Origin of the sequence: Janthinobacterium sp. SUN176 (assembly GCF_030587335.1) — a bacterium.
Taxonomy (GTDB): domain Bacteria; phylum Pseudomonadota; class Gammaproteobacteria; order Burkholderiales; family Burkholderiaceae_D; genus Janthinobacterium; species Janthinobacterium kumbetense.
Map to the genome: position 1 here is coordinate 1,665,047 of NZ_JAPWIA010000001.1, position 11,954 is coordinate 1,677,000.

General features: G+C 62.3%; 12 protein-coding genes. 3 read left to right on the top strand and 9 right to left on the bottom strand.

Annotated features, from left to right (window positions below; all coding sequences use genetic code 11):
* Positions 1-2: 2 nt before the first annotated feature.
* Positions 3-1,448: an efflux transporter outer membrane subunit gene (locus O3299_RS07500; RefSeq protein WP_305061953.1), complete on the top strand. Its 1,446-nt coding sequence runs from the start codon at positions 3-5 to the stop codon at positions 1,446-1,448.
* A gap of 21 nt (positions 1,449-1,469) precedes the next feature.
* Complete coding sequence (locus tag O3299_RS07505) at positions 1,470-2,639, top strand: HlyD family efflux transporter periplasmic adaptor subunit (protein WP_305061954.1); 1,170 nt, start codon at positions 1,470-1,472, stop codon at positions 2,637-2,639.
* Between the two features lie 3 nt (positions 2,640-2,642).
* Here the strand turns inward: O3299_RS07505 and fusA are convergent, their stop codons facing one another.
* Entirely contained in the window at positions 2,643-4,751 is a 2,109-nt protein-coding gene (gene fusA / locus O3299_RS07510) for an elongation factor G (protein WP_289904905.1), read from the bottom strand.
* A 286-nt stretch (positions 4,752-5,037) separates the two neighbouring features.
* On the opposite strand from fusA, the gene O3299_RS07515 reads away from it, so the two are divergent.
* Positions 5,038-6,156 carry a phospholipase A gene (locus tag O3299_RS07515; protein WP_251348638.1) on the top strand — a complete coding sequence of 373 codons (1,119 nt, stop codon included), beginning with the start codon at positions 5,038-5,040 and terminating at the stop codon, positions 6,154-6,156.
* 57 nt (positions 6,157-6,213) lie between these two features.
* Here O3299_RS07515 and O3299_RS07520 read toward each other — a convergent pair whose 3' ends face one another.
* From O3299_RS07520 to tmk, 8 genes are all read right to left on the bottom strand, one after another.
* Positions 6,214-6,411, bottom strand: coding sequence for a hypothetical protein (locus O3299_RS07520; RefSeq protein WP_034784591.1), 198 nt, complete (start codon positions 6,409-6,411; stop codon positions 6,214-6,216).
* Between the two features lie 152 nt (positions 6,412-6,563).
* On the bottom strand, positions 6,564-6,812 hold the full coding sequence (locus O3299_RS07525) for a hypothetical protein (protein WP_092708370.1): 249 nt from the start codon (positions 6,810-6,812) through the stop codon (positions 6,564-6,566).
* 217 nt (positions 6,813-7,029) lie between these two features.
* Positions 7,030-7,953, bottom strand: a complete 924-nt coding sequence (locus tag O3299_RS07530) for a methyltransferase domain-containing protein (RefSeq protein WP_305061955.1) — start codon at positions 7,951-7,953, stop codon at positions 7,030-7,032.
* A 256-nt stretch (positions 7,954-8,209) separates the two neighbouring features.
* The gene (locus O3299_RS07535; protein ID WP_289897843.1) at positions 8,210-8,860 is read right to left on the bottom strand and encodes an ankyrin repeat domain-containing protein; all 651 of its coding nucleotides are present in this window, start codon (positions 8,858-8,860) and stop codon (positions 8,210-8,212) included.
* Between the two features lie 16 nt (positions 8,861-8,876).
* Positions 8,877-9,656, bottom strand: coding sequence for a TatD family hydrolase (locus O3299_RS07540; protein ID WP_305061956.1), 780 nt, complete (start codon positions 9,654-9,656; stop codon positions 8,877-8,879).
* A gap of 86 nt (positions 9,657-9,742) precedes the next feature.
* Positions 9,743-10,129, bottom strand: coding sequence for a VOC family protein (locus tag O3299_RS07545; RefSeq protein ID WP_305061957.1), 387 nt, complete (start codon positions 10,127-10,129; stop codon positions 9,743-9,745).
* 131 nt (positions 10,130-10,260) lie between these two features.
* Positions 10,261-11,289, bottom strand: a complete 1,029-nt coding sequence (locus tag O3299_RS07550) for a DNA polymerase III subunit delta' (protein WP_305061958.1) — start codon at positions 11,287-11,289, stop codon at positions 10,261-10,263.
* 15 nt (positions 11,290-11,304) lie between these two features.
* On the bottom strand, positions 11,305-11,946 hold the full coding sequence (tmk, locus tag O3299_RS07555) for a dTMP kinase (RefSeq protein ID WP_251348633.1): 642 nt from the start codon (positions 11,944-11,946) through the stop codon (positions 11,305-11,307).
* Positions 11,947-11,954 lie beyond the last annotated feature (8 nt).

Genomic DNA, 11,954 nt, shown 5'->3' on the forward strand with positions numbered 1-11,954 from the left:
CTATGAAACTCTCCCTGAGCGTCCTGGCGCTAAGTTTGGCCCTGGCCGGCTGCGCCAGCATCCCGCCCGACACGCAGCAGTTGCCGCAGCAAGACCTGGCCACGATACAGCTGGCGGCCGACATCCACCTGGCCAGCGAAGGCTGGCCCGCCGCGCTGTGGTGGCGCCAGTTCCAGGACGCCCAGCTGGACCAGCTGATTGAACACGCCCTGGCCAGCAGCCCCGGCCTGGACGTGGCAAATGCCCGCATCGGCTCGGCCCTGTCCGCGTTTGACGCACAGCATGCGCAGCGCGGCCCCAGGATCGACCTGGGCGCGAATGCCAGCCGCCAGCGCTATTCGGGCAATGGCTTGATGCCCGCCCCCATCGGCGGCAATTACTACAATGAAACCACCGTGGGCGTGCAAGCCCATTACGACCTCGACTGGTGGGGCAAGCACAAGGCGCAGATCGCGGCCAGCCTGGGCGAAGTCAACGCGCGCCGCGCCGAATACGCGATGGCGGAGCAGATGCTGGCCGCCGAGATCGCCCGCCACTACTTCAGCATGCAGAATGGCTGGGCACGCATGGATAACCTGCATGCGCTCGTCAAGCTGCAACAGCAACTGGTGGTGGACAAGGAAAAGCGCATCGCCAACGGCCTGGGCGTCAGCGACGACCATTTGTCCGCGCAAACGCGTTTGAGCTTGCTGCAGCAGCAGATCGCCTTGCTGGAAACGCAGGTCGTCACGGAGCGGGAAGCCTTGCGCGCGCTGTTGGGTGCGGATGCATCGGCCCTGGCCAGTCTGCAGCCGAGGCAGGCCCAGACGCTGCCGCACGCCCTGCCCGGCAAGCTGGGCATGGAATTGCTGGCGCGCCGGCCCGACTTGCAGGCGGCCCGCTGGCGAGTCCAGGCAGCCATGAGCACGATCGAGGCGGCGCAGGCATCGTTCTACCCCGATATCGACCTGGGTGCCTCGTTCGGCCTCGATGCGATAACACTGGGCAAGCTGCTGCAGTCCGGCAGCCGCACCCTGTTCATCGGCCCGGCCATGTCGCTGCCCCTGTTCGACAGCGGCCGCCTGCAGGCGCAGCTGGCTGGCGCGCGCAGCGAACGCAATGAACTGATCGCCGACTACAACCAGAACGTCTTCAATGTCGTGCGCGACGTGGCGCAGGCGGGCGCCAGGGTGCAGGGCGTGGAAAACCAGCTGCGCCTGCAGCAGGAAAACCTGCGCGCCAGCGAAGCGCAGTTGCGCAATGCCAATGCCCGACTCAAGCAAGGTCTGGCCGACCGCGCCACGCAACTGAATGCGGAAATGACCGTGCGCGGCCAGGTGGACCTGGGCATGCAGCTGCAAAACCAGCGCCAGGACGCGGAAATCAACCTGACCGTGGCCCTGGGCGGCGGCTACCGTGGCAGCAGCGATTTCGCCGCCGGCGCCGACACCGTCACCACCAAACAATAACCAACGATTACGGAACACATCATGAGCAGCGATACCACCTCCACCTCCGCACCCACCGACAACCCGGGCAAGCGCAAGACCGTCCTCATCGCCATCACGGCCGCCTTCCTCGTGGCTGGCGCGGCCTGGGCCGCGTATTACCAGCTGGTGCTGGCCAAGGAAGAAGTCACGGACAATGCCTACGTGGGCGGCAACCTGGTCACCCTGTCCGCGCAAGTGACGGGCAATGTCGACGCCATCCGCGCCGACGAGACGCAAATGGTGAAAGCGGGCGCCCCGCTGATCACCCTCAATGCCATCGATGCGGAGCTGGCCCTGAGCCAGGCCGAGGCACGATTGGGCAACGTCGTGCGCCAGGAGCGCGAACGCTATGCGAACGTGGCGCAGTACGACGCCGTCATCGAGCAGCGCCGCCTGGCCCTGGCCACGGCCCAGGGCAACCTGGCGCGCCGCGCGCCTCTGGCGGCGGACCAGACCATCTCGGGCGAAGACCTGGCCCATGCGAAACAGGCCGTCGACGATGCGAAAGCAGCCTTGACGGTGGCGCAGCGCCAGGCCGAATCGGCCAAATCGGGCGTGGCCGGCGTGAACCTGGCCAGCCATCCGGCAGTACTGTCGGCCAAGGGCGACGTGCTGCAGGCGTGGCTGGCCGTGCGCCGCAACGCCGTGGTCGCGCCCGTTTCGGGCTATGTGGCCAAGCGCAGCGTGCAGCTGGGCACGCACGTGACACCGGGCACGCCCTTGATGTCCATCGTGCCGCTGGACCAATTATGGGTCGATGCGAACTTCAAGGAGTCCGAATTGCGCAATATCCGTGTGGGCCAGGCGGCCACCATTGAAACGGACTTGTATGGCAGCAAGGTGGTTTACCACGGCAAGGTGCTGGGCATGTCGGCCGGCACGGGCAGCGCGTTTTCCCTGCTGCCGGCGCAAAACGCCACGGGCAACTGGATCAAGGTGGTGCAGCGCGTGCCCGTGCGCATCACGCTCGATCCGAAGGAATTGGCCGCCCACCCGCTGCGCATCGGCCTGTCGACCACGGTGACGGTCGACACCAGCCATGGCGAAGGAGCGACCCTGGACCAGCCGATGGTGGCCAGCACGGTCTACACGACCCACGCGCTGAGCCAGCCAGTGGATGAAGCGGAGAAGATGGCGGACGCCATCATTGCGCAGAACTCAAGTCACTGACGCCTACTTCGCCTTCCCCGCCGCCGCCACCTGGTCCAGTATATGCTTTGGCACGGCCGCATAGTGCTTGAATTCCATCGTGTAGGTGGCGCGGCCCTGGGTCAGCGAACGCAAGGTTGTCGAGTAACCGAACATTTCGGCCAGCGGCACCAGGGCCTTGACGATGCGTCCCGCGCCGCCGGGAATATCGTCGACGCCCTGCACCATGCCGCGCCGCGCCGTCAAGTCGCCCATGACGTTGCCCATGAACTCTTCCGGTGTTTCCGCCTCCACCTGCATCATCGGTTCCAGCAGCACAGGATGGGCCTTGCGCATGCCATCCTTGAAGGCGATGGAGCCGGCCATGCGGAACGCGTTTTCGTTCGAATCGACGTCGTGGTAGGAACCGAAGGTCAGCGTCGCCTTGACGTCGACGACCGGATAGCCGGCCAGCACGCCCGACTTCAAGGTTTCGACGATGCCCTTGTCGACGGCCGGGATGAATTCGCGCGGCACCACGCCGCCCTTGATGGCGTCGACGAATTGATAACCGGTGCCTGGCGGCAAGGGTTCCAGCTTGAGCACCACGTGGCCGTACTGGCCCCGTCCGCCCGATTGCTTGACGAACTTGCCTTCGATATCGTCCACCGCGCGCGTGATGGTTTCCCGGTACGCCACTTGCGGCTTGCCGACATTGGCTTCCACGCCGAATTCGCGGCGCATGCGGTCTACTAAAATTTCCAGGTGCAACTCGCCCATGCCCGACATGATGGTCTGGCCCGATTCCTCGTCCGTATGCACCCGGAACGACGGGTCTTCCTGCGCCAGGCGGTTCAGGGCGATGCCCATCTTTTCCTGGTCCGGCTTGGTCTTGGGTTCGACCGCCTGGGAAATCACGGGTTCCGGGAAAATCATCTTTTCCAGCACGATGATGTGGTCGATGGCGCACAGGGTGTCGCCCGTGGTCACGGCTTTCAAGCCCACGGCGGCGGCGATGTCGCCCGCATACACTTCCTTGATTTCCTTGCGTTCGTTCGCATGCATCTGCAGGATGCGCCCCAGCCGCTCGCGCGCGCTCTTGGTGGGGTTGTAGACCATGTCGCCCGAATTCACCACGCCCGAATACACGCGGAAGAAGGTCAGCTGCCCCACGAACGGGTCCGTCATGATCTTGAAGGCCAGGGCCGAGAAATGCTCGTCATCCGTCGGGTGGCGCTCCACCTCGTTGTCGTGCTCGTCATGGCCCATGATGGGCGGCACTTCCATCGGCGACGGCAGATATTCGATGACGGCGTCCAGCATCGCCTGCACGCCCTTGTTCTTGAAGGCGCTGCCGCACAGCATGGGCACGATTTCATTGCGGATGGTGCGCGCGCGCAAGGCCTGCTTCAGCTCCGCTTCCGTGAACGTGTCGCCGTTCAGATAGCGTTCCGTCATCTCCAGCGTGGCTTCGGCCGCCTGTTCGACCAGGTGCTCGTGCCATTCCTGCGCCTGCGCCAGCAGCTCGGCGGGAATCTCGCCATAGCTGAACTGCACGCCCTGGCTGGCGTCGTCCCAGGTGATGGCGCGCATTTTCAGCAAGTCGATGACGCCCGTGAAATGCTCTTCCGCGCCGATGGGCAGCTGGATGGGCACGGCCACGCCCTTCAGGCGCTCGGCGATCTGCTTGCGCACGCGCAAGAAATCCGCCCCCACCCGGTCCATCTTGTTGATGAAGGCGATGCGCGGCACATGGTATTTATTGGCTTGCCGCCAGACGGTTTCCGACTGCGGCTGTACGCCGCCGACGGCGTCGTAGACCATCACGGCGCCGTCGAGCACGCGCATCGAGCGTTCGACCTCGATCGTGAAATCCACGTGGCCCGGCGTATCGATGATGTTGATGCGGTGTTCGGGGAAGTTGCCGGCCATGCCCTTCCAGAAGGCCGTGGTGGCGGCCGAGGTGATGGTGATGCCCCGTTCCTGTTCCTGCTCCATCCAGTCCATGGTGGCGGCGCCATTATGCACTTCGCCGATCTTGTGATTCACCCCGGTGTAAAACAGGATGCGCTCGGTGGTGGTGGTCTTGCCGGCGTCGATATGGGCGCTGATGCCGATGTTGCGGTAGCGCTCGATAGGTGTTTTGCGGGTCATCACAATCTCCATGGCTAGCCCGGCGCGCCAGTGTCAGCACCGGTTTTCCAGTGTAGCAGACATCGATTTGGGCGGCACGGCAGCAAACCGTTTACCAAGCGCACAACACTGTCGGCCGCGCGCACGGTAGCCGCACGGGGTAAACAAGGTAATCCGCTATACTTTCATATAAGTATTAATCTAATAAAGATTAATCAGGATCAAGACGCACGGTAATTTATCGTGTAAGGCGACGCCGCCGGCATGCAGCCCAGGTGCGCACCGAACGACATGCCCCACTCAGCCTATGACTATCCGACTAAGAAAAATAATTCTCTCTTCCCTGCTGGCGTCGCCGGCGCTGGCCATGGCCGGCGAACTGGAACAGCAAATGCAGCGTTGCGCCGTGCTCGGTGACGCCAGCGCCCGCCTCGGTTGCTTCGACACCCTGGCCAAGGCGGCGGAAAAGGCCACCATCGCCGCCGGCGGCGATCCCGCCACGGCGGCGGTCACCCTGGCGGCAGCCGCCGAAGTCGCCCCCCTCACGTTTGTCAGCCCGCCTGGCGTGGCCACGCCGGACGCCGTCAACGCCGCCATTCCCGCCATCGCGCAGGCTGGCGCGGCGCCGCCGGAAGCGCCAATTTCGCGCACGCAACAGTCCTGGGAGCTGAACGACGCCTCGAAGCGGGGACTGTTCAACTTCCGGCCGCACCGCGACACCTATCTGTTGCTGGCCAATTACAGCGACGCATCGAATGACGAACCGTTCCAGGATTTCACGCCGGCCGGCATCAAGAGCCAGCACGTGGAATTGACGTTCCAGCTGAGCTTCAAGATGAAGTTGCTGGAAGACATCGCCGGCACGCCCATCGACATGTGGTTCGGCTACACGCAGCAAAGTTTCTGGCAGGCGTATAACCGCAAGGCGTCGAGCCCCTTCCGCGAGACCAATTACCAGCCGGAACTGATGCTGGTCATGCCGATCAACAAGAATTTCGCGGGCATCGAATTCAATTACCTGAACTTCGGCCTCGTGCACCAGTCCAACGGCCAGACGTCGACCCTGTCGCGCAGCTGGAACCGCGTGTATGCCGAGCTGGGCATGGAGAAGGATAACCTGGCCGTCGCCGCGCGCGTCTGGCACCGCCTCGACAATAGCGCGGTCGACAATGACAATATCGACATCACCGATTACCTGGGACATGGCGACTTGCGCGTGAGCTATCGCAACAAGGGGCACGAGTACGCGGTGACGGCGCGCCGCAATTTCAGCAAGAAGCATGGCTCCATGCAGGCAAGCTGGGCTTTCCCCTTGAAGGCCAACCTGAAAGGCTATCTGCAACTGTTCTCCGGCTATGGCCAGAGCTTGATCGACTACAACTATTCGCAGAAATCGATCGGCGCCGGCTTCATGGTTGACCTGTAAGCGGCACATAAACGACAAATGGCGCCGAGGGCGCCATTTTTTATGGGAAAAACCAGTTTAGCGCCGCCCGCCGCCCAGCACGCGGGCCGGCAGCATGACGATGGCGCGCAGCAATTCGAACACGCCTTCCACGCCGATGCCGATCAAGCGGAATGGCAGCAACAGCAGCCAGGCCAGCGGATACAGCACGAGGGCCAGCAAGGCCAGGGGCCAGCACACCAGCAAGAGCAGCAGCCACAGCACGAATCCCAGCATTGCGTTCCCCCTAGAATGAAATGTGCGGAGCAAGCCGTGCTTGCCCCGCTACCGTGACAGCACTATAGTAAAGCGCCGCGACGGCGGCAACGGCCATGCGATGAACTGCGTGCTGCGGGGATGAACGGTACGAAAACGGGAATGAACGGGGCTTATTGACCGACGCAAATCACTTTCGTGACGTATTCATGCGCATTCGGCTTCTTGCTGGTGGCCCATTTGATGGCCTGGTTGGCATCTTCGATGGTCATGACGGTGGCCTTGTCCTTCGACTTGATGAAGGACACGCCTTCAAACACGCCTTCCTTGCTGCGCATTACCTTGGCAAACACGGGCGGCCTGGTCTCGCCATCGCTGATTTTGTTCTGTTGCACGAGGTAACGCTGATCGATCTGTTCCATGATAGTAAAGCTGTCCAGTGGGTAAAAGACGAAATATACCCTGAATGGACAAACGCCGCAGGATGAAATCGCTGCGGCGTTGCCTTGATTCGGTTTCGAACGGCTGACAAAACCGTAGCGAGCGGCAGTGAGTTGTGGCTAAGAAGCGCAACCGTACTCCAGTACGGTGAGCATCGCAGGCCGCAAATCGCGACGCGCAGCAGGTTTGGTCGGCTGGTCAGGCGTAGACGGCGCTCTGCGTCACCGGCTGCAAGTTGACGTCATAGATCACCTGCGCGCGGATCGACGCTTCCAGCGAGGGAATCGAACCGCCCGCGCGGTACTGGAAACTCACTTGCAGCACGTCGCCCGCCTTCACGGCGACCGGCATGGCCAGCGGCAAGCACATGTAGTGGTTCAGCCAGTCAATGGTGGTCGAACGCTCGGGCACGACGGCCAGGATGTTCTTGGTGACGAAACGCAAGGCGTTCAGGGTGCCGCTGCGCTCGACGACAAACTTGCCGTCGAAGCCGAACACGCTGTCCGTCGGCTGGCTGAAGTCGATGATGCTGTACACGGAAGGCGGCGCCAGTTCCTGCACGCCAGGGTGGATGGCCGTGGTTTCCTGGAATTGCACGATGGGCGCATAAAAACCCTCGAAATCGTATTCCTGCTGCATCGGCTGCACGGCCATGATGACGGCTTCGGGCAGGAAGATGGGCAGCGGACCGCCGAAACGGGCCAGGTAGCGGCGCTTGAACGATTCGATCACTTCCACCTGTTTTTCGCGCAGCATGCCGACATGGATCATTTCGCAAATGACCACATCGACGGGCTCCGGCGGCAGGTACTCGAAGGCGTCCGCGTGGACGACCTCGACTTTTTCACCGTTGGGGTTGAGCGCCAGCATCTTGCGCGCTTCCTTGACCATGTCCGGATTGAATTCCACGCACCACACCTTGTCGGCGCGCGCGGCCGCAAACCACGACAGCACGCCCGTGCCGCCGCCCAGTTCCAGCACCTTCATTCCGGGTTTTACCGCGTAATCGATCGCCGACTTGAACCCGTGCATGCGGTTCTGGTCCATCAACATATTGTGGTGGTAATGGACGGGGATAAATTGCCCCAGGTAACAACTCTCGATTTCTCGTTCATTCAGCATGTCTGTCCTCTTGGAGTCTGGCTCCGATGGCCGATCGGTTTTGTCATTCCAGAAAGCAGTGATATCGCACGGGCTGCGCGAGGGGCGGCGACAATACAGCCGGCGCCTGACGATGATGTGATGACCCATGCGACGTATCTCCTGATTAATGCGACACAATCATTATCGTTAATCGGTACGGAGAACAAAGGGCTGAGGTGAGAGGCAATTCCATGCCAGTTTCAGCGCTGGCATGGAAAGCATTGAAATTAAAACATTACTTGCGGGCTGCGCGCGCCTTCTGTGCCGCTTCGATGATGGCGACCACGCCGGGCTTGTCGCCCGCCTGGGCGAACTGCACGGCCGTCCAGCCATGATCGCTTTTCAGGCTGGCGTCCGCGCCCCAGGACAGCAGCAGCTTGACGGCGCCCTCCTGGCCTTCGCGGGCGGCAAACATCAGCGGCGTGATATTCGCTGGCGCGCGCGCATCGACCATGGCGTCGCGGTCCAGCAATATCTTCATGATGGGCAAGTCGCCAGCCGAGGCCGCATAGTGCAGCGCCGTCCAGCCGCTCTGGTTGACCTTCGCGCCCTTGGCCAGCAAGGCGTTCACGGCGTCCTGCTTGTGCTTGTAGGCGGCCATCATCAGCGCCGTGTTGCCGTTGGCCGAACGGGCTTCGATGTCGATGCCGGGCGCGTCGAGCAGCACCTGGAACACCCGGTCCGCATCGTCGCGCAGGGCCAGCACGAGGGGAACGTCGCCCCGCTGCGCGTCAGGCTGGTTCGGATTCATGCCGTCAAGCAGCATGCTGCGCACGCCGCTGACATTGTTGACGGACACGGCGCGGAAGAAAGCGTCCGGCTCTGGCGCCGCGTGGCTGGCCGCCGCGCAGCACAGCAGCATCGCCAGCGCGAGTTTTTTCATCATGTCTGACCTTAAGAAGTTATGGCAACTGATTGAATAACTTGAAGAAATTATCCGTCGTCTGGCGCGCCACCTGGTCCAGCGGGATGCCTTTCAAGGTCGACAGGTATTCCGCCACGTGGGCCACATAGCTGGGTTCGTTCATGCGGCCGCGGAACGGCACGGGCGCCAGATACGGCGAATCCGTCTCGATCAAGATGCGCTCGAGCGGCACTTCCAGGGCCACGGCCTGCAAGTCTTTCGCGCTCTTGAACGTGACGATGCCGGAGAAGGAAATATAGAAGCCCATGTCGATGGCGGCGCGCGCCACTTCCAGGGATTCCGTAAAGCAATGCATGACGCCGGCCACGCCGCCGTCGGACACGCCGGCGCCCTCTTCGCGCATGATGCGTATGGTGTCTACACTGGCCGCCCTTGTGTGAATAATCAAGGGCTTGCGCGTGATTCTTGAAGCTTTGATGTGAGTGCGGAAACGCTCGCGCTGCCACTCCAGGTCGCCCGTCAAACGGAAATAGTCGAGACCCGTCTCGCCGATGGCGATGATCTTCGGATGGTCGGACAAACGGACCAGGTCTTCCACGGACGGTTCAGGCGTGTCCTCGTAATCGGGATGCACGCCGACGGAAGCAAAGATATGCGGATACTGCTCGGCCAGGGCCAGCACCTGTGGAAAGTCCGGCAAGTCGACGGACACGCACAGCGCGTGCGTCACCTTGTTCTCGGCCATCTTGGCCAGGATCTCGGGCATGCGAGCAGCCAGCTCGGGGAAATTGATATGGCAATGGGAATCGATATACATAAGGCGGGATTGTACCGGAGCACGGGAAAACTGGCAGGGGGAAGGTGCAAATCCGTACTGCCGCCGACTGCTCCCGCGTGGTTCGCCTACTGCCCCTGCGGCGGCTGCCACAGCTCCACCTTGTTGCCTTCGGGATCGATGACCCAGCCGAACTGGCCATATTCGGAATCGAGCGCCTTTTCCAGCACCTTGCAACCCTCGTCGCGCAAGGCTTGCAGCAGCGCGTCGAGGTCGTCGACGCGGTAGTTGATCATGAAGGAGGCCTTGCCGGGGGCGAATTGCTCGCTATCCTTGGCCGCGACGGACCAGATGGTGGTGCCGGCACTGGGTTTGCCGTCGGCGTCCGTCCAGGTGAAGGCGGCGCCGCCCCAAGGCTGCACGTCCAGGCCCAGGTGGCGCTGGTACCAGGCGCGCAGCGCGGCCGGGTCTTGCGCGTGGAAAAAGATGCCGCCGATGCCAGTGACTCGCTTCATGCACGCCTCCGTTGCTGTCCAGTGCCTTGACTGTAACACCGGGGGCCAGGCGTGGCAAACGATGCGGCGAGCCTGCCGCCGGGCCAAGAAATATATAATTTACTTTAACTTGACTACGCAAGCACTTGATTTTATTGACAACTGGATGCGTAGTCGAGCAGCATGTCTTCCAGAAACAGCTTGGGCGACAGCGGATGCTCGGCAATCGCCCGGCGTTCGTTGGCAGCCTTGATGGCGGCCATCAAACGGCTCACGTTGATGCGTCCCGCCAGGGCTTCCAGCTCGCGCCGGTGGCGCGGGTAATAGCGGATGGTGCCGGACAGCTTGACTGAAAACACGTCGTACAGCCAGCGCTGCAAGGAAGCGACCAGCGGCGCCAGCGGCGCTTTCTGCAATTTATCGGCCGCTTTCAGGGCCCCTTCCACGCCAGGATTGGCCAAGACTTGCAACAATTGTTCCGTCTCTTCGCGGCCACCCGATTCGGACTGGGCCAGCGCGGCCAGCGGCGCGCCGCCCTGCTCGCGCAGCCAGCTGTCCGCATCGTTCAAGCCTTGTTGCTTGAGCCACGTCAAAGCTTGCTCGTGGCTGGGCATCGGCAAGGCAAATTTCCTGCAGCGCGACAATATCGTCGGCAGCAGGCGGTCCAGGCTGTTCGATGCCAACAGGAACAAGGTGCCCGGCGGCGGCTCTTCCAGCGTCTTCAGCAAGGCATTCGAGGCGGGCGTGTTGAGCGCCTCGGCCGGGTACAGCACCACCACGCGCAAGCCTTGGCGGTGCGTGGAAATGTTCATGAAGTCGGCCAGGTTGCGGATCTGCTCGATCTTGATGTCTTTCGACGGCGTCTTGGTCTTGGCGCTTTTCTTCGCGCCTTCGCCCTCTTCGCCGTCGTCGGCCACGTCGTCTTCCAGCGCTTCCGGACGGACCCGGCGGTAATCGGGATGGTTGCCCTGGCTAAACCAGCCGCACGAGGCGCAGGCGCCGCAGGCATGGCCGTCGGCGCGCACGTCTTCGCACAGCAATGCTTGCGCGAAATGCTCGATGAAGTCGGCCTTGCCGATGCCCTGCGCGCCATGGAACAGGATGGCGTGCGGCATGCGTGGGCGCAAGGCTTGCAATTGCTGCCAGGCGTCCTGTTGCCACGGATAGAGAGAAGTCGTCATTTTATTCTTTGCAAATCAACACGTTGCGATGCTTTTCTCAAGTAACACGTCAAGCAGTTGCGCCAGTTGCACTTGAATATCGGCAATGCTTTGCGTGGAATCGATGATGCGGAAACGCTGCGGGAACTGGGCCGCGCGGCGCAGATACTCGTTGCGCGTGGCGGCGAAGAAATCGGCCTGCTCCTGCTCGAACTTGTCGAGCGCACGCGTGGCGTCCAGGCGGGCACGGGCGACGGCCAGCGGCACGTCGAACAGGAACGTCAGGTCCGGCTGCAGATGCGGGTGCACCCACGCTTCCAGTTGCTCCATCTTGCGCAAATCCATGCCACGCCCGCCGCCCTGGTAGGCAAAGCTGGCATCGCTGAAGCGATCGGAAATGACCCATTCGCCGCGCTCCAGCGCGGGCGCGATGACTTGCGCGATGTGTTCGCGGCGGCTGGCGAACATCAGCAAGGCTTCCGTTTCCAGGTGCATCTTTTCATGCAGCAGCAGTTCGCGCAGCTTTTCACCCAGGCTGGTACCGCCCGGTTCGCGCGACGAGACGAGGGTCACGCCCCGTTGCTGCAGGTAGTCGGTGACAAAGCCGATATGCGTCGACTTGCCCGCGCCATCGATGCCTTCGAAGGTGATGAAGCGGGGTTGATAGTGTGGTGTCATGAAGCTTC